General features: G+C 70.4%; 22 protein-coding genes and 1 pseudogene. 16 read left to right on the forward strand and 7 right to left on the reverse strand.

Annotated features, from left to right (window positions below; all coding sequences use genetic code 11):
- Window positions 1-43: 43 nt before the first annotated feature.
- Window positions 44-772 (reverse strand): sensor histidine kinase, encoded by a 729-nt coding sequence (locus F0344_RS20760; RefSeq protein WP_219732145.1) that lies wholly within the window; start codon window positions 770-772, stop codon window positions 44-46.
- Here F0344_RS20760 and F0344_RS20765 point away from each other — a divergent pair.
- The 3 genes from F0344_RS20765 (at window position 759) to F0344_RS20775 (ending at window position 4158) form a co-directional block, all read left to right on the forward strand.
- The gene (locus F0344_RS20765) at window positions 759-1361 is read left to right on the forward strand and encodes an ABC transporter ATP-binding protein (RefSeq protein WP_258050027.1); all 603 of its coding nucleotides are present in this window, start codon (window positions 759-761) and stop codon (window positions 1359-1361) included. The genes F0344_RS20760 and F0344_RS20765 overlap by 14 nt on opposite strands.
- Entirely contained in the window at window positions 1361-3862 is a 2502-nt protein-coding gene (locus F0344_RS20770; RefSeq protein WP_185300224.1) for an FtsX-like permease family protein, read from the forward strand. The genes F0344_RS20765 and F0344_RS20770 overlap by 1 nt, the downstream gene beginning before the upstream one ends.
- A 131-nt stretch (window positions 3863-3993) precedes the next feature.
- Window positions 3994-4158 carry a hypothetical protein gene (locus F0344_RS20775; RefSeq protein ID WP_185300226.1) on the forward strand — a complete coding sequence of 55 codons (165 nt, stop codon included), beginning with the start codon at window positions 3994-3996 and terminating at the stop codon, window positions 4156-4158.
- 350 nt (window positions 4159-4508) lie between these two features.
- Here the strand turns inward: F0344_RS20775 and F0344_RS20780 are convergent, their stop codons facing one another.
- The 3 genes from F0344_RS20780 to F0344_RS20790 form a co-directional block, all read right to left on the reverse strand.
- Entirely contained in the window at window positions 4509-5291 is a 783-nt protein-coding gene (locus F0344_RS20780; RefSeq protein WP_185300228.1) for a hypothetical protein, read from the reverse strand.
- A gap of 35 nt (window positions 5292-5326) precedes the next feature.
- Window positions 5327-5722: a peptidase inhibitor family I36 protein gene (locus F0344_RS20785; protein WP_185300230.1), complete on the reverse strand. Its 396-nt coding sequence runs from the start codon at window positions 5720-5722 to the stop codon at window positions 5327-5329.
- 142 nt (window positions 5723-5864) lie between these two features.
- Window positions 5865-6920: an AraC-like ligand-binding domain-containing protein gene (locus tag F0344_RS20790; protein ID WP_185300232.1), complete on the reverse strand. Its 1056-nt coding sequence runs from the start codon at window positions 6918-6920 to the stop codon at window positions 5865-5867.
- A gap of 293 nt (window positions 6921-7213) precedes the next feature.
- On the opposite strand from F0344_RS20790, the pseudogene F0344_RS20795 reads away from it, so the two are divergent.
- The 3 genes and pseudogenes from F0344_RS20795 to F0344_RS20805 form a co-directional block, all read left to right on the forward strand.
- Window positions 7214-7732: pseudogene (locus F0344_RS20795) on the forward strand (GNAT family N-acetyltransferase); the annotation flags it as partial.
- Window positions 7733-7859: 127 nt separating this feature from the next.
- A complete protein-coding gene (locus tag F0344_RS20800) occupies window positions 7860-8168 on the forward strand; it encodes a DUF4229 domain-containing protein (RefSeq protein ID WP_185300235.1) in 309 nt (102 codons plus the stop codon).
- A 400-nt stretch (window positions 8169-8568) separates the two neighbouring features.
- On the forward strand, window positions 8569-9960 hold the full coding sequence (locus F0344_RS20805; protein WP_185300237.1) for a dicarboxylate/amino acid:cation symporter: 1392 nt from the start codon (window positions 8569-8571) through the stop codon (window positions 9958-9960).
- A gap of 70 nt (window positions 9961-10030) precedes the next feature.
- On the opposite strand, the gene F0344_RS20810 is transcribed toward F0344_RS20805, so the two are convergent.
- Window positions 10031-10210, reverse strand: coding sequence for a hypothetical protein (locus F0344_RS20810; protein ID WP_185300239.1), 180 nt, complete (start codon window positions 10208-10210; stop codon window positions 10031-10033).
- A gap of 219 nt (window positions 10211-10429) precedes the next feature.
- Here F0344_RS20810 and F0344_RS20815 point away from each other — a divergent pair, with 219 nt between their 5' ends.
- Window positions 10430-11047 (forward strand): TetR/AcrR family transcriptional regulator, encoded by a 618-nt coding sequence (locus F0344_RS20815; RefSeq protein WP_185302800.1) that lies wholly within the window; start codon window positions 10430-10432, stop codon window positions 11045-11047.
- 10 nt (window positions 11048-11057) lie between these two features.
- Here the strand turns inward: F0344_RS20815 and F0344_RS20820 are convergent, their stop codons facing one another.
- Window positions 11058-11921, reverse strand: coding sequence for a MaoC/PaaZ C-terminal domain-containing protein (locus F0344_RS20820; RefSeq protein WP_185302801.1), 864 nt, complete (start codon window positions 11919-11921; stop codon window positions 11058-11060).
- A gap of 5 nt (window positions 11922-11926) precedes the next feature.
- On the reverse strand, window positions 11927-13252 hold the full coding sequence (locus tag F0344_RS20825; protein WP_185300241.1) for a 3-oxoacyl-ACP reductase: 1326 nt from the start codon (window positions 13250-13252) through the stop codon (window positions 11927-11929).
- Window positions 13253-13375: 123 nt separating this feature from the next.
- On the opposite strand from F0344_RS20825, the gene F0344_RS20830 reads away from it, so the two are divergent.
- The 9 genes from F0344_RS20830 (at window position 13376) to F0344_RS20870 (ending at window position 25933) form a co-directional block, all read left to right on the forward strand.
- Entirely contained in the window at window positions 13376-14653 is a 1278-nt protein-coding gene (locus F0344_RS20830) for an acetyl-CoA C-acetyltransferase (RefSeq protein ID WP_185302802.1), read from the forward strand.
- A gap of 136 nt (window positions 14654-14789) precedes the next feature.
- A complete protein-coding gene (locus F0344_RS20835; RefSeq protein ID WP_185300243.1) occupies window positions 14790-16709 on the forward strand; it encodes an AMP-dependent synthetase/ligase in 1920 nt (639 codons plus the stop codon).
- Between the two features lie 360 nt (window positions 16710-17069).
- Window positions 17070-17912 (forward strand): M23 family metallopeptidase, encoded by an 843-nt coding sequence (locus F0344_RS20840; RefSeq protein ID WP_185300245.1) that lies wholly within the window; start codon window positions 17070-17072, stop codon window positions 17910-17912.
- 224 nt (window positions 17913-18136) lie between these two features.
- Entirely contained in the window at window positions 18137-19024 is an 888-nt protein-coding gene (locus tag F0344_RS20845; RefSeq protein ID WP_185300247.1) for a hypothetical protein, read from the forward strand.
- 392 nt (window positions 19025-19416) lie between these two features.
- Window positions 19417-20361, forward strand: a complete 945-nt coding sequence (locus tag F0344_RS20850; RefSeq protein WP_258050028.1) for an LLM class F420-dependent oxidoreductase — start codon at window positions 19417-19419, stop codon at window positions 20359-20361.
- 11 nt (window positions 20362-20372) lie between these two features.
- Window positions 20373-21158, forward strand: a complete 786-nt coding sequence (locus F0344_RS20855) for an SDR family NAD(P)-dependent oxidoreductase (RefSeq protein WP_185300249.1) — start codon at window positions 20373-20375, stop codon at window positions 21156-21158.
- A gap of 98 nt (window positions 21159-21256) precedes the next feature.
- The gene (locus tag F0344_RS20860) at window positions 21257-22390 is read left to right on the forward strand and encodes an LLM class flavin-dependent oxidoreductase (RefSeq protein WP_185300251.1); all 1134 of its coding nucleotides are present in this window, start codon (window positions 21257-21259) and stop codon (window positions 22388-22390) included.
- A 343-nt stretch (window positions 22391-22733) separates the two neighbouring features.
- On the forward strand, window positions 22734-24473 hold the full coding sequence (locus F0344_RS20865; protein WP_185300253.1) for an N-acyl-D-amino-acid deacylase family protein: 1740 nt from the start codon (window positions 22734-22736) through the stop codon (window positions 24471-24473).
- On the forward strand, window positions 24470-25933 hold the full coding sequence (locus tag F0344_RS20870; protein WP_185300254.1) for an aldehyde dehydrogenase family protein: 1464 nt from the start codon (window positions 24470-24472) through the stop codon (window positions 25931-25933). Before F0344_RS20865 ends, F0344_RS20870 begins: the two co-directional genes overlap by 4 nt.
- Window positions 25934-25968 lie beyond the last annotated feature (35 nt).

Consider the following 25968-nt stretch of genomic DNA (forward strand, 5'->3'; position numbering starts at 1 on the left):
GCCTCCGACGGCTTCGGGCGGCATTCTGAACCTGTACCGGGCATCAGCCGAGCGGTGGAGGGCGGTGTGCGGATGGCAGGTGTGCGACCAAGAGCGCACCTGTCGCACTGTCCGCGATGTGAAGTGTGCCTCCGTGACGCACGGCAATGTCGCGGGCCAGAGTGAGGCCGAGCCCCGCGCCGCCCGCGTCGCGGGCTCGGGCGTCGTCAAGGCGTATGAAGCGGCCGAAGACGCGCTCTCGCTCGGAGACCGGGATTCCGGGACCGTCGTCCAGGACCTTGAGGACGACCACGCCGGGCCGACCTGAGGTGCGGACGGTGATCGTGACGTTGGAACGGGCGTGTCGTACCGCGTTGTCCACAAGGTTTCGGAGTAGGCGCTCCAGTTGCGAGGTGGCACCGGTCACCGGGGCCGGTCCGTCCACTTCGGCCCGTACCCGGGGGCTGTCGGGGTCGAGGGTGCGCTCGGCGGCCTGTTCGCGTGCCACGTCGGCGAGGTCGACGGTGTCGCGCGCCTGCATAGCCTGTTCCGGGTTCGCGGCGAGGTGCAGCAGATCCGCGGTCAGCAGTTGGAGTCGCTGGACATCGTGCAGGGCGCGTCTGGCGGCAAAGGGCCAGTCAACCGTGTCGTCGTGGGTGAGAGCGACCTCCAGACCGGTACGCAGGCTGGCCAGCGGGCTGCGTAGTTCGTGGCTGGCATCGGCGATGAAGCGTTCTTGCTGGTGGTAGGCACGTTGCAGACGGTCCAGGGTGGCATTGGTGGTGTGCGCCAAAACGCTCCTGCACTGTCTCGCCGGACTGGACACACTCGACTCCGGACAGGTGCGGATCGGGGCGACCGATCTGGGCGGACTGTCGGACGCTGCGTTGACCCGGCTGCGTCGCGAGCGGATCGGCTTCATCTTCCAGTCGTTCAACCTGTTGCCGACCATGACGGCGGAGGACAACATCCTGCTCGGCCTGCACCTGGCCGGTCTCCGTCCAGACCGGGCCTGGTTCGACGAGATCGTTGCTGTTCTGGGACTGGGTAGCCGGCTGCGGCACCGGCCGGGCGAACTCTCAGGAGGTCAGCAACAGCGTGTGGCCTGTGCCAGAGCGCTCGTGGGGAAACCGGAAGTGGTGTTCGCCGACGAACCCACCGGCAGTCTGGACTCCCGGGCAGGTGCGGAGGTGCTCGACTTCCTGCGTGCCTCGGTTCGTGACTACGGGCAGACAGTAGTGATGGTGACGCACGATCCTGTCGCCGCGTCCTACGCGGATGAGGGTGTCCTGCTCGCCGACGGCCGGGCGGCCGCCCACCTCAAGCAGTCCGCCTGCGACGGTGGGTTCGCCACGCTCGTCGCACGGGAGGCGACAGCCTGATGCTGCGCGTCATTCTCGCCGGCTTGCGGGCCCGGCCGCTGCGGTTGCTCATGTCGGCGGTCGCCATATGTCTGGGAGTGGCCTTCGTCGCCGCCTCGCTCATCCTGTCCGACTCCGCCGACGCCCGGCTGCGTACCGCCATAGCGTTCGAGACCCGCGGGGTCGACGCCTCGATCAGCGCGATCGGCGGCTCGAGCGCCCTCGACGACGCGCTGTTGGCCCGCGTGCGCCAGGTGCCCGGTGTCGCTGCGGCCGAGGGCCGCAGCACGGTGAGCACGCCCCTGAGAGGAGGCGATGGCCGCCCGACGGACACGGTGGCCCTCGCTTTGCCCACCGACGCACAACTGCGGCCTTTCGACCTCGCCTCGGGGCGCTTTCCCCGAACGGCGGGGGAGATCGCGATGGAGCACTCACGCGCGCACGCGCCGGGTCGCACCGTGACCCTCCTCGAGCAGGACGGTGAACCGAGGTCTTTCACTCTGGTGGGCACGTTTCGCCGGCCCACCGATTCCGGCATCGGCTCAGCTTCGCTGGTACTGCTGCCGCAAGACGTCCGTCGGTTCGCTCCCGGACAACCCTACGGAGAGATCGTCGTACGAGCCACATCGGACACCGAGCAGCAACAGATCGCCGACACACTGACGCGGGCCGTGGGAAAGAACGGCGTCACGGTGGTCACCGGGCAGGAGGCCGCCGCACGGCTGCTGTCCTCCACGGCACCCAGCGGAGCCCAGACCGCGACGTTCCTCACGGCGTTCGCGGTACTCGCGATGGTGGTGGCGGCCATGGTGATCACCAACTCGTTCAGCATCCTCATCACCCAGAGGGCCCGCGAGGCGGCACTGCTGCGCTGCATCGGAGCCCGGAGGCGGCAGGTGTTCGCCGGAGTGCTCGGGGAGGCCGCGGTGGTGGGGGCAGTGGCCTCGGCGGCAGGACTGGTCGTCGGGCTCGGTATGGCCGCCGCCCTCCAGACGCTGCCCACCGGCGAGGAGTCGGCCGTGCACGTCCCGCTCACCACCCGAACCATCGTGATGGCACTGGTCCTCGGTGTCCTGACGACCCTCGCAGCAGCCGTGCTGCCGGCCCGGGCGGCGACCCGGACACCTCCCGTCGAGGCACTTCGATCACCACAGCAGCGCATGGCCACCACTGCCATGCGGTACCGCAGCGCGGCCACCGTCCTCCTGCTGGCGGTCGCGGTGACGTCCGCTGCGTACGCAATGCGGGCCGCCCCCCAGGACGGTGCCGCCCTGTCCGTCATGGCGATGGTGGCTCTGCTCGGGGCGACGCTCGTCGCGGGCCCGCTGCTGGTCGGCCCCTTCGTACGCGTACTGGGCGAGGCGTGTACCCCGCTGCTGGGGCAGCCCGCGAGGATGGCCGCGCTCAACGCCGCACAGCACCCCAGGCGCACTGCCGCCAGCGCCGCCGCGCTCACCGTCGGCCTCGCCGTTGTCTCCCTGGCCACTACGGTGACAGCAGGCGTGGAAGCAGGCCGCACCCACGGTCTGGAGGACCAGGTGGCCGCCGACTTCACCGTCACCTCGGTGGTCTCCCACCGCCCACTGCCCGCCGCCCTGCCTGCGACCCTCACCGCACTGCCGGGCGTCGCGTCCGTCGCTCAGCGCCAGTCGTTCTCCGGCGATCTCGGCAAGTACGGACTGCACGGCATGGCAGCAGTACGCGGCGACGCGGTCGGTACCCTCCTGCGCCCGGTTGTCCTCTCCGGCCGCCTCGATCAACTCCGCCCCGGTGAACTCGCCGTGAGCGATCAACTCGCCAAGGAGACCGGGCTCGGGACCGGTGACACCGTACGGGCCGGTTCTCCTCACCACCCGGTCACACTGCGGGTGGTGGCCGTCTATGACGCAGTCGCCGCCCCCGGCGCAGACCTCGGCCTCGCCCTGGTCGATCTGACCCAGCTGTCCGCTCTGGCAGCCGAAGGCAGCACCATCCACGACCCCAGCCTCCTGATCGGACTCACCGCCCACGCCGACCCGCAAGAGATCCGGCCGCGCCTCGAAAAGGCGCTCGCCACGGCCCCGCTCGCCCGGCTCGACAGTTCCGCCGATGTCAAGGAGCAGATGACGGCACCCCTACGCAGCACGCTGGACCTGCTGTGGGCACTGACGGCATTGTCCGTGCTCATCGCGTTCGCAGGCATCGCCAACACGCTTTCACTGTCCGTCCTGGAACGCACCCGGGAGTCCGCACTGTTGCGCACGCTGGGCCTGACCCGCAATGGGCTGCGTGCCACCCTCGTCACCGAGTCGATCCTCATCGCTCTTCTCGGCTCGGTGTGCGGACTGCTCGTCGGCATCGGCGCGGCATGGCTTCTTGCCGAGGTCGCGTCCACCGATGCCGAACCGGTGCTCTTCACCTTGCCGTGGGGACGCCTGGGCACGCTGCTGGCAGCCGCGCTGCTCGCTGCACCACTGGCGGCACTCGCCCCGGCTCGCCGCTCAGCACGTACGTCATTGACAGAGGGGATGGGGGAAGCCTGAGTGGGTGCTGCCCGGCTTCTTGCCGGCGCCGCCGAGCACCTTCCGCCGGCGCCCGCATCGGTGGTCCGCGAAGCCCTCAGACACCGCTCACGGAGAGCTCCCCCGACGGTTCGGGCGAACCGGACGACGAGGTGCCCGGCGCCTCCCAGGAGTGCGACGTCGAAGGCGCGGCGCCGGCCCTCTCGCTCTTCCCGGGCGACGTGGGTGAAGAGACCCGGGTCCGCGGCCACGGCTGGCTCGCCGTGACGCGGCCCGGCATCGGCCACGGTCCGTTCACCGGCGCCCTGCGGATCTGACACCGGGCACCGGCGAACGGCCGCCCGTCGAAGCGGCCCGCTCGTCGTGACCCGACCCTCGCGGCCCGGCGATGCGGGAGTGCGCGGCATCGTCCGCACGGCGCACCCCCTGCACGCGGTGATGGTGCGCGGTTGCCCGGGAGGGAGGAATCTCCCTCCCGACGCGGACATCGCGGGCCCGGAGCGGCAGGCAGAGCTGTTCGAGAGGCGGGGCGCCGAGGGCGCGGTGAGGGCCGGGTGCGGCGCCTCCCCGCCCCTGCGTTCTCCGGGCGGGACCGGGAGGCGCGGCAAAGGGCCCGGGTGATCGTGAAGCACTGTGTCCGCCTCTGCGGTCTGCGAGCCGACCCTCGTCAGTCGCCGAGCGCCGCTCGTGCCCGGTCGACGACGCGCAGCGCAGCGGATCGTTCGGCGATCAGTGTGTCCTTGTCGCGCTCGATCGCCGCTTCCTGGTATTCCGCCTCGACCGCGAACCACTGGCGAACGACGCCGGAGGACCGGTTGCACCGTACGTCCGCGGTGGCCTGTGCCCGTTCCGCGGCCTTGCCGGCAAGTACCTTGCCGGGTGTGTCCACGGGAGAGGTGCGGCCGGGATAGCCGCGCGCACTCATGCACGACGACCATTTGGCCACCGCCGCGACTACCCGGGGATCCTTGGCAGAGGCGTCCCACGTCCTGCGCTGCAGTTGCATGGCGAAGGGCGTGTCCCGTGCCCTGGAGTTGTCACCGAGTTGCCGTACGGCCCAGCCCACACAGCCTTGTGGCCGCCCCTCGGAACCGCCGTCGTAGACGCGGCGCTGGGCCGTCGTCAGCTTCGGCACGGTGGGGGGCGCGGCGTCTCCGGACGGAGGAAGCCCGTAACCGTACTGCTCGGCCTGTTCCAGGTCGGTCAAGCCGTAACGGCGTCCCAGGAAGTCCTTCAGCGGCGGGCGTACGTGCGTCAGCGCCTTCACCGGCGCGCCCTGTTCGCGCATACAGCGCTCCACCAACCTTTCGTACGCCCTGTTCAGGTCGTCACGCTGCTGGTAGCTGAGCAGGAACGCCTGCACGGGAAGTTGCGCCCGCTCAGTCCTGGCCTCCTCCGTACCGCCGGCGGTCGTCGCATATCCCACGGCGCCGCCGACAGACACACACACGGCAACAGCACATGCCGTGATCACGGTCCTTCTCGTCACGGGCCGAACCGGACCGACGCGTCCTCGTTCTTCGTGTTCGGCAGACCACTGAGGTAGTTGGTCGGCACGAAGTCGCTCGGTCCGAGGTAGTTGAACCGGTAGAAGACGGTGGCAGCGTAGAAATCGTTCGTATTCCGCGCCGATCCGGCGTTGTTCCAGACGCTCTGCCCGATCCCGTTGCAGTTCGTACCGCAGGCGTTGAACTTGGTGTTCGTCAGGTTGGGGATGTCCCCGCCGATCCTGACGAACGCTCCGCCTCCGCCCGAGTTGTAGTAGAGGCAGAACCACCCGTCGACGCAACTGTCCGCGCTCGCCGGGGCGGCCGCCGCTACGGAGCCCGCTGTGAGACTCAACGTGGCCAGTGCCGTCAGTAACAGACCTCGTCTGCGCATCTTCACTCCCTGCTCGTGAGATGGGCTCTGGCCGTGACGAACGAGCCATCTCGCGCGCGGCCTCGTTCCTTCCGCACCCAGACGCATGTCGTGCACTGCCTTTGCCCCCTGCGAGAAGTCTGCGTTCGGCCGCTCGCCGGCGTCATTGCCTGCCGGCGCAGTCTTTCTTGGTTCTGAGCGCAGGGGGGGTAGGGCCGTCGGGGGCGGGAGCGAGGGCAGGGGGAACGGGCAGCGTCGATCGCCGGTGCTCCCCGGGGGTGATTCCGTAGGTGCTGCGGAAGGACCGGCTGAAGGTGACGGCGTCGGCGAAGCCCCAGCGCGCGCCGATGGCGTAAACGGGCAGCGCACCCAGCGCGGGATCGCCCAGGGCCAGGTGGCAACGCGCCAGCCGGCGGCGCCGGATAGTCGCCGCGACGGTCTCCCGCTGCTGCCGGAAGAGATAGTGGAGCGTCCGTATCGAGATGCCGTGATGGGCCGCGACGGCCGCCGGAGACAGACCGGGCTCGGCCAGATTGTCCTCTATGAACGCGTTGACCCGGGCCAGCAGCATACGGCTGCGGGCCTCGGGTGGCAGCCGGTCGTGCGTGCCGAGGTGGTGGGCGAGAAAGGCGGCGGTCAGTTCCCAGGCCGCTGTGCCCATCCGTTCCAACTCCGTCCGCTCCAGCGACGGCGCCTGTTCCACGACGTTCCGCAAGAAGGCGGCCAGCACCGCGCCGGCACCGGTGCGCCCCGCCATGGCGCGTGCCAGGATCGTGTTCACTCTGCCGCTCGGCAGCGGGAACCCGGAGCGCGGTAGGTGCAGCACGATGCCCCGCAGGAGTGCGTCGCCCGTTCCGCCCAGTCCTCGCCCCTCGTACGGCAGCGACGTGCTCCACAGGGCGAAGTCACCGGTCGACAGGCGACTCTCCTGCCTGGACTGCGAGATCCACATCTCGCTGTCCAGGATGAGCGCCAATTCATAGTCCTCGGGATCGGAATGCCGTATCAGCGCCGGCGTACGCAGGGACCTGATGGGAGGAAAGGACATGGCGGTCAACTGGACCGCTCCCAGATCCAGGGCACCCGCGTCGGCCAGGAAGTCGGAGGTGTGCCGACTCTGGACCCGTACCGGTGCGACATCACGGTTTATCAGCTCGCACCACCAGTCGAAGCGTTGCTCAGGCGGCACGCTCGTGCTGTGCAGAACGGTGTATCCCACAGGACCCTCCGCTGATCGCTTTTCCGTTCGGTAAGCCTGCCCTGCGGCAAATGGGCAGCACACCCGTGTTCTCGCCAATCCGTCCGACACGCCTCCGGAAGGCGGTGTCATCGCCTCCGCGCTCCCGGCTCACCCTCACACCCAGGCCGGCGTGGTCGGGGCGCGGCGGCGGGCCCCTGCGCCCCTCGGATCAGAGCAGCCGGGCGGTGACCTCACACCGCTTGACCTCGGAAGCTTTCTCGCCTTTCGGACACCGTTTGAGGCGGTACACGCGTAATGGCTAACCTTGCGCTATGGCACTTACCTTCGAGGTGGATCCCGTCTTCGGCCGGTCCCTGCGCGACGGCATCACCGCACTCTGGGCCGATGTCACCGACGCGGGTGGAGCCGTCGGATTCGTGCCGCCCGCGAACCCGGACGAGATCCGGCGCGAGCTGCTCAAGCACCTCACCGCGATCACCGAGGGCCGCACCCGTCTGCTGGTCGGCCGCGACGAGGACGGCACCGTCGCCGCCACCGCCTTCCTCGCGCGCACCACTCACCGGCTGATGACCCACTGGGTCCTCCTGCACACGGTGATGGTCCACCCCCGGCTCCAGGGCCGGGGCCTCGGCCGGGAGCTGATGGCCGCCGTGGCCGACGCGGCCCGCGCGATGGACGGCATCGAGGCCATCCGCCTCGGCTGCCGGGGCGGTACCGGAGCCGACCTCTTCTACGCCTCCTGCGGTTACAAGGAGGTGGGGCGGGTACCCGGCGCGATCCGGGTCGCTCCGGGGGACGACCGCGACGACATCACGATGCTGCTCCCGCTCTTTCCCCGATCCGTGTCCGCCGCGGATCGGGGAAAGAGCGGGAGCCCCCTGAACCACGTGAATTCGGGTCATGCTTCACTGGTCGGGCAGGATGTGTGACGTGTCGTACGTAGAGAGAGGGTCAGCCGTGTCCGCTGCCAAGCCGAGCGCAACGATCCGGTACACCGCGTTCCGTCTGTTGATCTTCGTCGGCTGCTTCTTCGCCGCCGGTGTCGCGGTCCACTTCGGGATCCTGCCGGCCGGACTCAAGGGCTCCAACTTCATCTGGGTCATGCTGCTCGGCCTGCTGCTCTCGGCGCCGCTGAGCTACGTCCTCCTGCGCAAGCAGCGCGACGAGATGTCCGAGCAGCTCGTCACGAAGGTCGACCGGACCAAGGCCCGCCTGGAGGCCAACCGGACCCGCGAGGACGCGGTCCAGCAAGGCCGCAGCCGGTAAGCGGAAAGTAAGCGGAACGTAAGCTTCCTCACACCGCGCGTCGAACCCCAGCCAGGAGCCACCGCTCCAGTGCTGGGGTTCCGCCGTTTCCGGAGGGTATGGCGGGCGTCGGGGCGCCCTCGTGCCAAAGAAGTCCTTTGAGGTTCTCAAAGTACAAGTGTTAACGTGTTCGGCATGACGACAGCAGTGCGCCCCCGCCTTGCCGCGAGCATTCCGCTCGTGGCGCGCCTGCACGTCGATCTCTGCCGCTGTATGTCCGCGGTCTGTTGCCGCAACGTCTGAATCGGCACCATGCAGCGGCGCCGCCCCTTTCGCGGGCGCTGCACCCCGTCCCCGTTCGACCGCACGACCGTACGTCTGTCCTCGTACGTCCCCGTCGCGTCCTCACAGGAGTGTGTCCGTGTCCGCGAACTCCGCGTCCACCACCACCGGCACCGGTGAGCCCACCGGCTCCGGTACCGGCTTCCGCATACCCAAGGTCCCGTTCTGGGCCCAGATCGTCTCCGGTCTGGTCCTCGGTGTCCTCCTCGGCTGGCTCGCCCGCAGCCAGGACATCGGCTGGCTCCACACCACGCTCGACCAGGTCGGCCACATCTTCGTCCAGCTGCTGAAGCTGGCCGTCGCGCCCCTCGTCTTCTTCGCGATCCTGGTGTCGATCACCAACCTGCGCAAGGTCAACAACGCCGCGAGGCTGGCCGGCCGTACGCTGCTCTGGTTCATGATCACCTCGCTGATCGCCGTCGCCATCGGCCTCGCGATCGGCCTGATCACCAACCCGGGCTCGGGCACCGGCCTCACGCCGAAGGACGGCAAGCTCCCCGAGAGCAACGGCTCCTGGCTCGACTTCCTGACCGGCATCATCCCGACGGACGTCATCACGCCGTTCACCGAGCTGAACGTCCTGCAGATCGTCTTCATGGCGGCCGTCGCCGGTATCGCCGCGCTCCAGCTCGGTGACAAGGCCAAGCCGATCCTCGCCCTCAGCGAGTCGGTCCTGGCCCTCCTCCAGAAGGCCCTGTGGTGGGTCATCCGCCTCGCCCCGCTCGGCACCGTCGGCCTCATCGGCTACGCGATCGCCGACTACGGCTGGGACCTGATCGGCAAGTACGCGACCTTCACCGCCGACGTCTACATCGGTTGCGCCCTGGTGATGTTCGGCGTCTACCCGCTGCTGCTCGCGACGGTCGCCAAGGTCAGCCCGCTCCAGTTCTTCAAGGGAGCCTGGCCCGCGATCCAGCTGGCCTTCGTCTCCCGCTCCTCGGTCGGCACGATGCCCGTCACCCAGAAGGTCACCGAGCGTCTCGGTGTCCCGAAGGAGTACGCGTCCTTCGCGGTGCCGTTCGGCGCCACCACGAAGATGGACGGCTGCGCCGCGATCTACCCGGCACTGGCGGCGATCTTCATCGCGCAGATCTTCGACGTGCAGCTGGGCATCGGCGACTACATCCTGATCGCGTTCGTCTCGGTCATCGGTTCGGCGGCCACCGCCGGCCTCACCGGCGCGACGGTCATGCTGACGCTGACCCTCTCGACGCTGGGCCTGCCGTTGGAGGGCGTCGGCCTGCTGCTGGCCATCGACCCGATCCTGGACATGATGCGCACCGCCACGAACGTGGCAGGACAGGCGCTGGTCCCGGTGATCGTCGCCTCCCGCGAGGGCATCCTCGACCACGACGCGTACAACTCGGCCTCGGCCTCCCCGGTCGACGCGTTCGAGAAGGACGCCGTTGAGCCGGGTGCGGACGCCGACGCGGACGCGGAGCGTAAGGACGCGGTACCGGTTCCCGCGTAACGCCCCGCGCAGTGCCACCGAGTGCCCCGGACCGATCGGTCCGGGGCACTCGGTGCGTCTGGGCCGTGTGTCAGGGGCTGGCGAAGCTGACCTCCGGGTTGCCCGGCGTGGGACCGTCCAGGAGCGGTCGGTGGATGCCGCGCAGATGCTGGTCGAAGAAGGCCGTCACGTACTCCCGGGTGAGGGTCATCGACCGGTCGCCGGGGATCGGCGCGTCGGCGTCCTCGATGCCGAGCTGCTGGGCGAGCACCGGGGTGTCGGTGAAGGTGAAGTGCCCGGAGCCGTCGACCGTCAGCCAGCGCTAGAGGTACGCCGTGTCCGACCGTGGGGCGGACGGTGAGGGGCCGCTTCCGGCCAGGGAGCGGGGCTGTACGTACGGGGGGCGGGGGTCCCGCGACATACTCTTGCCGAGGAGCGGAACAGCCGGGGGTGGGAGGATTATGTCGTGGGTGTTGTGAAGAGCAAACGGATGCCACGCGCCGTGCGCGAGCAGATGATGATGGACGCGGCGGTACGGACGTTCGGGCAGCTCGGCTACCGTGCCGCCTCGATGGACGAGATCGCGGACTCGGCCGGTGTGTCCAAACCGCTGGTCTATCTGTACCTGAACTCCAAGGAGGAACTCTTCACCGCCTGCATTCGCCGTGAGGCGAAGGCGCTGGTGGAAGCGGTACAGGCAGGGGCGGAGCCGGGGCTTTTGGCCGACCGTCAACTGTGGGCGGGGCTCCGGGCGTTCTTCACGCACACGGCGGAGAATCCGGACGGCTGGGCGGTGTTGCACCGTCAGGCGCGGACGCACGGGGAGCCGTTCGCCGCCGAGGTCGCGGCGATGCGGGACGAGATCGTTGCTTTCGTGACGGGTCTGATCGTGGCCGCGGCACGTGAGGCACACAGCGATCCCGCGCTTTTGGACCGGGATGTCGCCGGGCTGGCGCAGGCGCTCGTGGGAGCCGCGGAGGCGCTGGCCGGGTGGGCGAACGACACTCCGGGTGTCTCGGCGAAGGAGGCTGCCGCGACCCTGATGAACTTCTCATGGGCCGGCCTGGAGAACCTGATGAACGGCAGGCCCTGGCAGCCGCAGGTCTGAGCGGCCCCGCTCAGGGCGCGTCCTGGGCCGTCCTCCCGGTGAGGTGGACGCGACCGGTGGCGTCGCGCAGCTCGAAGGCGCTGCCGGGGGTGCTGCCGGGGGTGCTGCTGCCGTCCACCGCGTACGTCACGGTGGACGGCAGCAGGACGGGGGCCCTGAAGTCCGCCCGTACGAAGCGGACGCGGCCCGGTTCACCGAGTTCGGCGAGGCAGCGGGCAACGGTCCACATGCCGTGCGCGATGGCCCTGGGGAAGCCGAACAGCCGCGCGGTGAGCGGATACAGATGGATCGGGTTGCGGTCACCGGACACGGCCCCGTACCGCCGGCCGAGGTCGGCGGTGAGCGGCCACTCGGCAACAGCGGTCAGCGGTAGGGCCGTTGGCTCCGCTACGGGTGGTTCCGTGGTCTCCGTACCGCCCGGTGTCCTGTGGCGCGAGAGGTAGCCGCTCCGCGACTCCCACACCAGCTCGCCCGCGATCCGCGCCTCGGTCACCATCGTGACCTCGGTGCCCCGCCGGTGACCGCTCAACCCGGCTGCGTACACCGCGAGTTCAAGCGCGTCCTGCGGCCGCAGGGGCCGGTGTCGGGTGATCTCGATCCAGGTGTGGACGAGCCCGACGACGGGCAGCGGGAAGGCGCGGTCCGTCATCAGCCGCATGGCCGGGGCGAAGCCCAGGACGTGGGGGTACGTGAGGGGCAGCGCGCCCGACTCGGAGAAGCCGCAGATCCTGCTGTACGCGGTGAGGTGGCCGGGTGCCACGGGAGCGGGCGGGAGGGTGATCCGGGTGGCGGGCAGCTCGGCGCCGGGCCGGCCGGCCTGCTTGAACGGCGAGGTGACGGCGCCGCGTACGAGGGAGGCGATCGGGCTCGGCATCCGTGTCACGCCCCCAGCAGGCTCTGGCCGCAGACCCGCAGGACCTGGCCGTTGACGGCGCTGGACGCGGGATGTGCGAACCAGGCCGTGGCCTCGGCGACGTCGACAGGAAGCCCGCCCTGGGAGAGGGAGTTCATGCGGCGGCCCGCCTCCCGGATGAAGAAGGGCACGGCGGCCGTCATCTTCGTCTCGATGAAGCCGGGGGCGACCGCGTTGACCGTGATGCCGTGGCCGGCGGTGGCACGCGGAGCGAGGGAGCGGACGAGGCCGATGATGCCCGCCTTGCTGGTCGCGTAGTTGGTCTGGCCGTCGTTGCCCGCGATCCCCGCGATGGAGGCGGTGGCGACGATCCGGCCGCCCCGGTTGAGCGTGCCCGCCTTGAGCAGGGCGTCGGTGGTGCGCAGCACGCTGTCGAGGTTGACCTCGATGACGGCGGCCCAGCGTTCGGCGGGCATGTTGGCCAGCCGTCGGTCGCGGGTGATGCCCGCGTTGTGGACCAGGATGTCGAGGCCCTCCGGGGCGGCGGCCGCGATGCGGTCGGCGGCGTCGGGTGCGGTGATGTCCAGGGGGAGTGCCGTGGCGCCCAGCCGGGCGGCGGTGCGCACGAGTTCGTCCTGCGCCTGGGGGACGTCCAGGCAGATCACGGTGGCTCCGTCCCGGGCGAGCACGGAGGCGACCGAAGCGCCGATCCCGCGTGCGGCGCCGGTGACGACGGCGGTGCGGCCGGTGAGGGGGGCCGCCCGGTCGGCGACCGGGCCGGGGGCGGCGGCGGTGAGTTCGATGACCTGGCCGCTGACGTACGCGGACTTCGGGGAGAGCAGGAAGCCGAGGGTGGATTCGGCGGCGGTGACACCCTCGGACCCGGGGGCGATGCGGAGGAGCTGCACCGTGGAGCCCTTGCCCGCTTCCTTGCCCAGGGAGCGGACGAACCCTTCCAGTCCTTGCTGGGCGGCGGCCTGGTGGTGGTCGTCGGGGGAGGGGTGGGCGCCGAGGAGGACGACGCGGCCGCCCGGGGCGAGGGAGCGTATGACGGGGTGGAGCGCGGCGTGCACGTCCCCGAGCCCGGCGGGGGTGGTGACGGCCGTCGCGTCGACGACGATGCCGGCGGGGCGCGCCGAGTTGTCCGTGACCTCCAGGCCGGTTCTGCCGAGGAGCGCGCCGAGTTGGTCCGTGACCGTCGAGGGGCCTGCGGTGAGGTGCAGCAAGGGGCCGTCGAGGGAAGGAGTCTCCAGGGACCACCGTCGCAGGTGAGCCGGTTGAGGCAGGCCGAGCCGACGGGTCAGGAATCGGCCGGGTGCTGTGCCGGTGACGTGCAGATAGCGGTCGGCCATTGTCCTGACTCCTGCTCAGTCGTAGATTTACTCCTAAGTAAGGTTACTCAGGAGTCAGGAGTAGGTCGAGATGAGACGCCCGAGAACGATCGAGACGAGCTGCCCGAGGGTGATCGGGACGAGCTGGTGCCGGTGATTCCCCTGGCACTTCCGCAGCCGCGCAGGGTCGCGGTCATCGGCGGCAGCCGTATCCCGTTCGCCCGCTCCGACGGACCGTACGCGCAGGAATCCAACCAGGACATGCTGACCGCCGCTCTCGACGGGCTGGTCGAGCGCTACGCCCTGGCGGGGGAGCAGGTCGGCGAGTTCGTCGCCGGCGCGGTCCTCAAGCACAGCCGGGACTTCAACCTGGCCCGGGAGACCGTCCTCGGCTCCCGTCTCGACCCGCGTACCCCCGCCTACGACATCCAGCAGGCGTGCGGCACCGGGCTCCAGGCCGTCATCGCCGCCGCGAACAAGATCGCACTGGGGGCCGTCGACTCCGCGATCGCGGGCGGCTCGGACACCACGAGCGACGCGCCCCTCGGCGTCAACGACGAGCTGCGGAGGATTCTGCTGGCGGCCCGTCGCGCGAAGTCGGCCGGCGGCCGTGTCAAGGCGCTCGCGAGGGTACGGCCCCGGCATCTCGTCCCGGACATCCCGCGCAACGCCGAGCCCCGGACCGGCCTCTCGATGGGCGAGCACGCGGCCGTCACCGCCCGGCGGTGGTCGGTGAGCCGTGAGGACCAGGACCGGCTGGCGGCCACCAGCCACCAGCGGCTCGCCGCCGCGTACGAGCGGGGGTTCCTGCACGACCTCGTCGTCCCGCACGGCGGTCTGGCCCGCGACCAGAACCTCCGGCCCGGCTCGACGGTGGAGAAACTCGCCACGCTGAAACCGGTGTTCGGCGCCGATCACCCCGAAGCGACCATGACGGCGGGCAACTCGACACCGCTCACCGACGGGGCCGCGACGGTCCTGCTGGCGAGTGAGGAGTGGGCGCGGCGCCGCGGTCTGGAACCGCTCGCGTACCTCTCCCTCTACGAGACGGCGGCCGTCGACCACGTGAACGGCGAGGACGGGCTGCTGATGGCACCCGCCCACGCCGTACCCCGCCTGCTGGAGCGCGCCGGTCTCACCATCGGGGACTTCGACCTGTTCGAGATCCACGAGGCGTTCGCCTCCCAGGTGCTGGCCACGCTCGCGGCCTGGGAGAAGCGGGGGCTCGCCCCCGTCGACCGGGACAAGCTCAACGTGGCGGGTTCCTCGCTGGCCACGGGGCACCCGTTCGCGGCGACGGGAGCCAGGATCGTCGCCACCCTCGCCAAGCTCCTCGCGGAACGGGAGGGACCGGGCCGCGGCCTCATCTCGGTCTGTGCCGCGGGCGGTCAGGGAGTCACGGCCATCCTGGAACGGCCCTGAGACCTGGAACGGCCCTGAGACCTGGTACGGCCCTGAGACCTGGTACGTCCCCCTGAGACCTGGAACGCCCCTGAGGACGCAACCGCCGCCGGACGGACCGGCGACCGCCCCGCCCCACCCTGATGAGGAGCCGCACGTGCCGACGCCAGTCTCCGCACCCGCCAACGCCACCCCTTCTCGCCCCGTCCTCGTCGAGCCGACCAAGGTCAGGGCGGCCGACGGTACGGTACGGGAGGTCTCCGTACCCGCGTTCGCCCCGCCCGTCCGGCGCGGCTCGCTCGCCGAGATCCCCTTCGACAACGCCCGCGAAGCACCCGGCGAGGCGGTGCTCAGCCGCAAGCAGTCCGACGACAGCTGGCAGGACCTGACGGCCGCCGAGTTCGCCGACGAGGTGACCGCCGTGGCCAAGGGGCTGATCGCCGAGGGCCTCCAGGCCGGCGACCGGGTCGCGATCATGGCCCGTACGACGTACGAGTGGACACTGCTCGACTTCGCCTCCTGGGCCGCGGGGCTGGTCACCGTGCCCATCTACCCGACCTCGTCCGCGTTCCAGGCACGCTGGATACTCCAGGACGCGGGCGCCGTCGCCTGCGCCGTCGAGACCACCGAACAGGCGCGGCTGATCAGCCAGGAGCGCAAGCAGCTCGGCGACCTCACGCACCTCTGGCAGTTCGACACCGGGTCCATCGGCCGGCTCAAGACGCTCGGGAAGGACGTGCCCGACGCGGCCGTCACGGCCCGCCGGGCCACTCTCGGACCGGACACCCCGGCCACCCTCATCTACACCTCGGGCACCACGGGCCGCCCCAAGGGCTGCGTCCTCACCCACGGCAACTTCTTCGCCGAGGTCGACAACGCCATCGAGCTGCTGCACCCGGTCTTCAAGTCCGTCTCCAAGTACCCGGCGTCCACCCTCCTCTTCCTCCCCCTCTCCCACGTCTTCGGCCGGATGGTCGCCATCGGCTGTCTGCGGGCCAGAGTGCGGCTCGGGCACGCGCCCTCCATCCGGACCGAGGACCTGCTGGCCGACCTCGCGGGCTTCAGACCGTCGTTCCTGCTGGCCATCCCGTATGTGCTGGAGAAGGTGTACAACACGGGCCGGGCCACGGCCGAGAAGATGGGCCGCGCCTCGTCCTTCGACCGGGCCGCCCGTATCGCCGGGCGCTACGGGGAGGCGGTCGAGGCCGCCGAACACGGCACGGGCCCCGGCCCCGGACTCGGCCTGCGCATGGCCCGCGCGCTCTACGACCCGCTGGTATACCGGCGTATCAGGGCGGCGCTCGGTGGGCACGTGCGGTACGCGATCTGCGGCGGCTCCCCGCTCGGCCACCGGCTCGCGGCGTTCTACGCGGGCGCGGGCATCGAGATCTTCGAGGGGTACGGCCTGACGGAGACCACCGCCGCCCACACGGTGACGCCGCCGCTCAAGCCCCGCCTCGGCACGGTCGGCTGGCCCCTGCCGGGCACCGCCGTACGGATCGCGGACGACGGGGAGATCCTGCTGCGCGGCGGCCAGGTGTTCCAGGGCTACTGGGACGCGGAGCGCCGGACGGCGGTGCCGCACCTGGAGGACGGCTGGTTCGCCACCGGTGACCTGGGCGCGCTCGACGAGGACGGCTACCTCACGATCACCGGCCGCAAGAAGGACATCATCATCACGTCGGGCGGCAAGAACGTCACCCCGGCCCCACTGGAGGACTGGCTGCGGGCCCACCCGCTGGTCGGCCAGTGCATGGTGGTCGGCGACAACCGCTCCTTCATCACCGCACTGCTCACCCTGGAACCGGACGGCCTCGCGCACTGGCGCCAGATGCGCAAGAAGCAGGACATCCCGCTGCGGGACCTCGTGAACGACGAGGAACTGCGCGCCGCGCTGCAACGCGCGGTGGACGAGGCGAACCGGCTGGTGTCGCGCGCGGAGTCGATCCGCAAGTTCACCATCCTGCCGGCGGAGTTCACGGAGGAGAGCGGCCATCTGACGCCGTCCCTGAAGCTGAAACGGGACGCGATCGCGAGGGACTTCGAGGCGGAGATCGAGGCGCTGTACCGGAAGTAGGGCCGGGCGGTTCTCCTGAGGGCGGGCCCGGCCGGGCCCGCCCTCAGGGTCTGCCGGTGCTCCCCGGGTCTAGGTCCTGTCTGGAGTTCCCCCGCGGCGTCGCGGCGTCCGGCACCGCCGCCTCCGGCGTTGTCGTCAGTCGCGAGGGCTCCGCCATCGCTCCCTCCTCCGCCTTGGATTCGACGGCACCGGACGCCGCTCCTTCTCCCGCGCTGGAACTCCAGACAGGACCTAGTGGTGAAGCCGCAGCTCCGACACTCTTGAGTCCGTTCCACACGGACTGACGCACGGATTGACGCATAACTCGATGTCCCGCTCGATGTTCCGCACCGCTCTCTCACGTCTCGACCCGGAGGACGCATGCGCACACGTACAGGCTCGGTACGTCTCTCGCTGCTCGCCCTGTTCTCTCTCCTCGCCGGCCTGCTCACCGTCACGGCCACGGCGACCCCCGCGGCGGCGGCGCCGAACTTCAAGGCGCCGTTCGGCTGCGGCCGGCAGTGGACCTACAGCCATCACTCGGCCGAGGTCAGACAGGCCCTGGACTTCGTCCGCACGGACGGCGGCGCCACCGCGGGATCGGCCGTCCTGGCCTCCGCCGGTGGCACCGCCTACCGCTACTCCCAGCCGACCGGTGCGGGCAACTACATCGTGATCGACCACGGTGGCGGCTGGAAGACGTACTACTTCCACCTGGCCGCGTACTCGGTCGCCAACGGAGCACAGGTCGGCCAGGGCCAGCAGATCGGCACGACCGGCTCCACCGGCAACAGCTCGGGCGCCCACATCCACTACGAGCAGCTGTACAACGGCGTCGGCCAGAACATCGTGATCAACGGCCAGTCGCTCGCCCCGTACCCCGGCTCGTACTACAGCAAATACCTGACCAGCGACAACGGCTGCGGTGGGGGCGGCGGCACGTTCTGGGTCGACACCTTCGCCAACGCCACGGGCTACGCGGCAGCCAACACGAACGACGCCCAGGGCGTACTCAACGCGGGCACGAACTACGTGTACTGCAAGGTGTGGGGCCAGCAGGTCGGCTCGGGCAGCAGCTACAACCACTGGTGGCTGAAGACGGACCTGGACACGGTCTACGCGGGCAAGAACGGTTACGGGGCGTACGTCTCGGCGTACTACCTCTCCCGCTGGGGCAACGACGAGGCCCGTGACAACAACGGCACGGTCATCCCGAACTGCTAGGGGCCTTCGCCGCCATGACCGCACCGTGCGCCTCCGGCCCGCAACGAGGAGCTCTGAGGGATTCGAGGCGGTCGTCGAAGATCAGTTCGCGTGGTGCGGGAGGAAAAGTGTGCGATACGGTGACGAGGCCATCACGCTCCGTGCACTTTGTGCTGGAGCGGTCCCCGGCGGTGCGCCAACACCTACCGAGGACCTTCATTCTCAGTGGAAGAGACCCACCAAAAATGCTCCGTCATGCTATCGCTCCGTCTGCGCGCTACACGAAGGCCGCGAACGATGTCGTACGTCACAAGCGCCTGAACAGCGACGCGAAGATTCTTGTTCTGTACGTGCAGGGACTCCCCGGGGAGTGTGCCTCTCGGCCGCTCGGTGAGCTCGCCGAGAAGGTGGGCATCAGGGGGCGCGCGTACCAGAAGGCCAAGCAGCAACTGGTCGCGGACGGATACGTGCACGAGTGGCGCGGTCAGGACGGGCGGGGGCGCTGGGTCACCCGGCAGCTGATCTCGAACGAGCCGCTGACGGCCGAGCAGGCGCGGGCCCTGCGAGAGCATCCGGCCGCATCGCCGCCGCCGGGTGTGCGGATTCCGACGGTCGGTGGGCCGACCGGCCGGGGGGTCGGTGGTTATAAACCCGCAGAAGACAACAGTGATAAAACCACTTCCCACCCACCCTCCGAAGCGGAGCCGGTGGCGGAGGCGGTGGCGGAGGCGGCGGGTGCTGAACCGGTGGGTGGGGCTCCTGATCCTTTCCTGCTGGCCCAGGCGGAGAGAGTGCTGCTCTCGCTGCGGCACACCCGCCGCGAACTGCATCTGGGGGTGCGGGAAGCGCGCTCCCTGGCCGTTGAGGCCGTCAAGTGGCTTGAGCGGGGGCTCAGTTCCGCCGATCTGCGGCTGGCCCTGCTCGCCGAACGGCCGGACGGCGGGGTGCGGTCGGCTGTGGGCTTCCTGCGGTACCGGCTCGTGCAGAAGCTGCCCGAGGATCCGATGCCGGGGGTGTCGCGACCGGATGCGGGCAGGGTCCGCGCTGTTGGTGTTCCCATCCCCGCGCCCAGCGAGCCACCGCCGCCCTACGTGCCATGGCGTGAACGGTTCGCCGGGGGCGCTCCCGCCTGATCCTGATCCTGACCCTGATCCTGATCCTGCTCCTGATCCGTTGTTGCGGAGCGTGTGTTGCGTTGATCGCTACTCTCGCCACCCACGCCGTCGGCGGGGGTGAGCAAAAGGGGTGGGGATCACGCGTAACAGATGGGCCGTTGCGGCGTTGTCGGCTACGTCTCGACCTCCCATGGCACCAGCGGGTCTGCGCTCAACCGGGCCGCCCGGCTGACCACCAGCGCCGCACCGGAGCCGGTTGCCAAGGGGGCGCGCTCACCGCCACCGGGCGAGGCTGTCGGCTTTTCGCGGGGCGCGACTCCCTTGCCTGATGGGCCGTCAGGTATGACGATGTCCCCGCCCGTCGCGTTCGTGATGGGGCGTCAGGTGAGCGAGGGGAAGGAGGCCGGTCGGTGCCGATATCGTCCGCCGGGCCGCTGTCGTACGGGATGCAGCTGCCGATTCAGTCGCAGAGCACCATCTACGCGGAGAGGTGGGAGGCCGGGGCCACCCCCGCTGATCTGGTCGAGATCGCGCGTACCGCCGACCGGGCGGGGTTCGGATACCTGGCCTGTTGCGAGCACGTAGGGGTGCCGCCGAGGCTCGCCGAGGCCATGAGCACGGTCTGGTACGACCCCGTGGCGACCCTGGCGTTCCTCGCGGGGGTCACCGAGCGGGTGCTGCTCATGAGTCATATCGCCGTCGTCGGGCTGCGGCATCCGCTCGTCACCGCCAAGCAGTACGCCACGCTCGACCACCTCAGCGGCGGGCGGCTGATCCTCGGGGTCGGGGCCGGGCATGTGCGCGAGGAGTTCGAGGCGCTGGGTGTGGACTTCGACGGGCGCGGGGGGCTGCTGGACGAGAGCATCGATGCGCTGAAGGTCGCGCTGGGGCCGGCTGAGTATCCGGAGTTCGCCGGGGAGCGGTTCACGTTCGGTGGGCTCGGGCAGCTCCCGCGCCCTGCGCAGGAACGGGTGCCCGTGTGGGTGGGCGGCTCTTCGCCCGCGGCCGTCCGGCGGGCGGCCGTGCGGGGTGACGGGTGGCTCCCTCAGGGAGATCCCCGGAGCAGGCTGCCCGCGCAGATCGCCCGGCTGCTGGCGCTGCGCGAGGAGGCGGGGGTCGGGGAACCGATCGTCGTCGGCGCCATCACCGAGCCGCTGTACGTGGGCGAGCCGGACTGGGCTGTGGGCCGGCGCGCGCTGACCGGGAAACCGGAGGTGATCGCGGAGTCGCTGCGGGAGTACGCGGCGATGGGCGTGCATCAGATCCAGGTGCGGTTCCGCAGCCGGAGCCGTGACGAACTCACCGACCAGATGGCGGCGTTCGCCGCCGAGGTCGCACCTCATCTCGACAGGTAGGGAGACCGGGCATGGGCAAGCTGGACGGGCGTGTCGTGATCATCACTGGTGCGGCACGCGGGCAGGGCGAGCAGGAGGCGCGGCTCTTCGTCGCGGAGGGTGCGCGGGTGGTGATCGCCGATGTGCTCGACGAGCGGGGGGAGGCGCTGGCGAAGGAGCTGGGGGAGGAGGCGGCGCGGTTCGTGCACCTGGACGTGAGCCGGGAGGGGGAGTGGCAGGCCGCCGTGGAGGCGGCGAAGGAGGCGTTCGGGAAGGTCGACGGGCTGGTCAACAACGCGGGGATCCTGCGCTTCAACGAGCTGGTGAACACGCCGTTGGCGGAGTTCGAGCAGATCGTGCAGGTCAACCAGGTCGGGGCTTTTCTCGGGATCAGGACCGTCGCTCCGGAGATCGAGGCCGCGGGCGGCGGGACGATCGTCAACACGGCCTCGTACACCGGGCTCACCGGGATGGCCTTCGTGGGCGCCTACGCCGCCACCAAGCACGCGGTCGTGGGGCTGACGCGGGTGGCGGCGCTGGAGCTGGCGCCGAAGGGGATACGGGTCAACGCCGTGTGCCCCGGGGCGGTGGACACCCCGATGACCAATCCGTCGGCGCTGGATCCGGCGGCCGACCCGGAGGAGACGGGTGCGGCGGTGGCCGAGCTGTACCGCAAACTCGTGCCGCTCGGGCGGATCGGGCGGCCGGAGGAGGTGGCGGCGCTCGCGCTGTTCCTGAGCTCCGAGGACTCCTCGTACATCACCGGGCAGCCGTTCGTCATCGACGGGGGGTGGCTGGCCGGCGTGAGCCTCTTCTGACGGGGCGTCAGGTATTGACGGGTCGGGTGGTCGGTGGAACAGTCGGTCGCATCGTGAACTGACGGTCTGTCAGAAATGATTGAGGACGGTGAACCTCCGTGGAATTCGGGCTCTTTGTGCAGGGGTACGTGCCTGCCGCGCGCGCCAAGACCGACCCCGAGGCAGAGCACAAGGCACTGATCGAGGAGACCGAGTACGTCATCCAGGCGGACAAGTCCGGCTTCAAGTACGCCTGGGCCTCCGAGCACCACTTCCTGGAGGAGTACTCGCACCTCTCCGCCAACGACGTGTACCTGGGCTATCTCGCGCACGCCACCGACCGGATTCACCTGGGGTCCGGCATCTTCAACCCGCTCGCCCCCGTCAACCACCCGGTGAAGGTGGCCGAGAAGGTCGCCATGCTCGACCACCTGTCGGAGGGACGCTTCGAGTTCGGTACGGGGCGGGGGGCGGGCAGCCACGAGATCCTGGGCTTCATGCCGGGCATCACCGACATGAACCACACGAAGGAACTCTGGGAAGAGACCATCGCCGAGTTCCCGAAGATGTGGCTCCAGGACGAGTACGCCGGCTTCCAGGGCAAGCACTGGTCGTTGCCGCCGCGGAAGATCCTGCCGAAGCCGTACGGGAAGTCGCACCCGGCGATGTGGTACGCGGCCGGGTCGCCGTCCTCGTACGCCATGGCGGCGAAGAAGGGGCTCGGCGTGCTGGGCTTCAGCGTGCAGAAGGTCGCGGACATGGAGTGGGTCGTCGACTCGTACAAGACGGCGGTCAAGGAGGCCCGGCCGGTCGGGGACTTCGTCAACGACAACGTGATGGTGACGTCCACGGCGATCTGTGCAGAGACGCATGACAAGGCCGTGGAGATCGCGGTGAGCGGCGGGCTGAACTATCTGCAGTCGCTGCTGTTCCGCTACCACGACACGTTCCCCCGGCCGGAGGGGGTGCCCGAGTGGCCCGAGCTGCTGCCGGAGTACTCCGCGGAGATCATCGAGCTGCTGATCGCGGAGGAGCTGATGATCTGCGGCAGTCCGGACGAGGTGCTGAAGCAGTGCCGGCGGTGGGAGCAGGCGGGGGCGGACCAGCTGAGCTTCGGGCTGCCGATCGGGGTTTCGCCGGAGGACACGATGAACTCGATCAGGCTGATCGGTGAGCATGTGATTCCGAAGATCGATACGGACCCGGTGCATCGGACGAGTCGGTTCCGGGGGGCGGCGGGGGGCGGGGTGTAGGAGGTTGCGAGGGCGGGGCGGGGCGGGGCGGGTGCGCGTGGGGGTGCGCGTGGGGGTGCGCCTGCGGCGGGCCTGTTCCCCTACCCGCCCCTTCCCGAACCAGGGGCTCCGCCCCCGGACCCCCGCGCCTCAAACGCCGGCGGGGCTGAAAGGGGCCGGGGCGGGGCCCCGGTTCGGGAAGGGGCGGGGTGGGGAACGCCCCCGCCGCAGGCGCACCCCCCCCCGGCCCCGACCCCCGCATACCGGGCGGCGTCTTCCCGGACCGTCGCCCCCGCCGCCGGGATGCGTATCGCGGCCAACCCGTACGCACCCCGGCGGCACACCCACCACGAAGGGAAGCGTCATGCTCGACCACCTCATCCGCGGAGCGACCGTCGTGGACGGCACCGGTGCTCCCGCGTACACCGCCGATCTCGGCATCCGCGACGGACGTATCGCCGTCATCGCCGAGCCGGGCACCCTCACCGAGGGTGCCGTCACCAGTGAGGACGCCACCGGGCTGGTGCTCGCGCCCGGTTTCGTCGATCCGCACACGCACTACGACGCCCAGCTCTTCTGGGACCCGTACGCCACGCCTTCCATGAATCACGGTGTCACCACCGTCGCCGGGGGCAACTGCGGGTTCACCCTCGCCCCGCTCCACCCGGACCGGCCCGAGGACGCCGACTACACGCGGCGGATGATGTCGCGGGTCGAGGGCATGGCCCTCGCCGCGCTCGAAGAGGGCGTCGACTGGTCCTGGTCCGGTTTCGGGGAGTACCTCGACGCCCTCGACGGGCGGATCGCCGTCAACGCCGGGTTCATGGTCGGGCACTGCGCCCTGCGGCGGTATGTGATGGGGGCGGAGGCTGTGGGCGGGCAGCCCACGCCCGAGCAGCTCGACGCCATGCTCGCGTTGCTCCATGAGGCCATGGACGCCGGGGCCTGGGGACTGTCCACCACCCAGTCCTCCACCCACGCCGACGGCGACGGGCAGCCCGTCGCCTCCCGGTACGCGCTGCCCGAGGAACTCCTCGCCCTCTCCCGGGCCGTGGGGGAGCACGAGGGCACGCAGTTGGAGGCGATCGTCGCGGGGTGCCTCGATCAGTTCTCCGACGAGGAGATCGAGTTGTTCGTGGACATGACGGCCGCTGCCGGGCGGCCCCTCAACTGGAACGTCCTCACCATCGACGCCGCCGTGCCCGAACGCGTACCCCGCCAGCTGATACCCAGCGAACGGGCCCGCCGCGCGGGCGGCAGGATCGTCGCCCTCACCATGCCGATCCTCACGCCGATGAACATGTCGCTCGGCACTTTCTGCGCCCTCAACCTCATCCCGGGCTGGAGTGACATCCTCGCCCTCCCCGTCCCCGAGCGCATCGAGCGGCTGCGCGACGCCGCTACCCGTGCAGAGATGCTCCGTCGCGCGGACAGCAGGGAGGCCGGTGTGTTCCGGCGCCTCGCGCACTTCGGCCGGTACGTCATCGGGGACACGTACAGCGCGGCGAACGAAGGGCTCAGCGGTCGCGTCGTCGGCGACATCGCCGCCGAACGCGGCCTCGACCCCTTCCACTGTCTCGTCGAGATCTGCGCCGCCGACGATCTGCGCACGGTGCTGTGGCCCATGCCCTCCGACAACGACCCGGCCTCCTGGGCCCTGCGGCAGCGGACCTGGGCGCATGAGGACGTCCTGCTCGGCGGGTCCGATGCGGGCGCCCACCTCGACCGGATGTGCGGGGCCCCGTACACCACCCGCTTCCTCGGTGACTGTCTGCGCGGCCGGAAGCTCCTGCCTCTGACCGAGGCCGTCAGGATGCTCACCGACGACCCCGCCCGGCTCTTCGGGCTGCGGGAGCGGGGGCGGGTGCAGGAGGGCTTCCACGCCGACCTCGTCCTCTTCGATCCCGAGCGCATCGACGCGGGGCCCGCCACCCTCGTCCACGACCTGCCGGGCGACAGTCCGCGCCTGGACTCCAAGGCCCTCGGCATCGTGTCCGTCCGCGTCAACGGGGTCGAGACCCTGCGCGACGACAAGGTGACCGGCGCGGTCCCCGGCACGGTCCTGCGGTCCGGCCGCGACACCCGGACGGTGAGCACCGCATGAGCGACTGGGAGCAGCGGCTGTTCGTCGGCGGGGAGTGGGTCGAGCCCGGTCACGGGTACTACGACGTGATCAATCCGGCCACGGAGGGTGTGGTCGGACGGGCGCCCGAGGCGAGCCGCGAGCAGGTGTACGCGGCGGCCGCCGCAGCCCGCGAAGCCTTCGGAGCCTGGTCCCGGAGCCGTCCCGAGGAGCGGGCCGGGATTCTCGCCCGGGCGGCCGGGATCATCCAGCGGGACGCCGCCGAGCACACCGCGCTCGCCTCGGCGGAGAGCGGCGCGACCACGGCTACGGCCGCCGGGATGCAGGTGGCCGTCGGAGCGGCCCGCTTCCGGCGGTACGCGAAGGGCGCGCTGGAGCCCGTCGAGGAGGCCGTGCCGCCGCAGATCAACGAGGCCGGGCCGATGGGGCGGGCCGGCGTCTTCGGCGCGCTCGCCGTCCGCCGGCCGGTGGGGGTCGTCACCTGCATCACCTCGTACAACAACCCGTGGGCCAACGCGGCCGGCAAGGTCGCCCCCGCGCTGGCCATGGGCAACACGGTCCTGGTGAAACCGGCCCCGCAGGACCCGCTCTCCGTCTACGCGATGGCCGCCGCGCTCGAGGAGGCGGGCATTCCGCCGGGCGTCGTCAACGTCGTCACCGGTTCGGGACCCGGGGCGGGGGAGGCGGCCGTCGACTCGCCCGATGTGGACATGGTCAGCTTCACCGGTTCGACCGCCGTCGGGCAGCGCATCGCCGAGGTGTGCGGTCGCTCGATGAAGCGACAGCTGATGGAGCTGGGCGGCAAGGGGGCCGCGCTGGTCCTCGACGACGCCGATCTGGACTCGGCGGTGGCGGGCATCGGCACGACGTTCTCGTTCTACAGCGGCCAGATCTGTACGGCCCCGACCCGGGTGCTGGCGCAGCGCGGGATCTACGAAGGGCTCGTGGCGAAGCTGGCGGCGTACGCGAGGCGTCTGAAGGTCGGGGATCCGTCGGAGCGGGGCACCGTCGTGGGGCCTGTCATCTCCGCCGCCCACCGCGACCGTGTCGAGTCGTACGTCGAGCTGGGCAGGAAGGAGGGAGCGCGCGTCGTGGCGGGCGGCGCGCGTCCGGCCTGTCCCGGCCGTGGCTTCTACGTCGCCCCCACCCTGCTCGCCGACTGCGCGAACGGCATGCGCGTCGTACGGGAGGAGATCTTCGGCCCGGTCGTCGTGGTCGTCCCCTTCGACGACGAGGAGGAGGGCATCGCCCTCGCCAACGACAGTGACTACGGGCTCCTGGACTACGTCTGGTCCGGGGACGTCGCACGGGCCTTCCGGATCGCCGGGCGGCTGCGTGCGGGCGGGGTCGGCGTCAACACCGTCGGCCGGAACATGGAGGCCCCGTTCGGCGGGTTCAAGCAGAGCGGGGTGGGGCGGGACGTGGGTTCGTACGCCCTGCACGCGTACAGCGAGACACAGGCGATCGTCTGGCCGGGGTGAGGCCGGAGGGGGCGTGGTGTGCAAGGGGGTTGTTC

The sequence above is a fragment of the Streptomyces finlayi genome (assembly GCF_014216315.1).
GTDB lineage: Bacteria > Actinomycetota > Actinomycetes > Streptomycetales > Streptomycetaceae > Streptomyces > Streptomyces finlayi_A.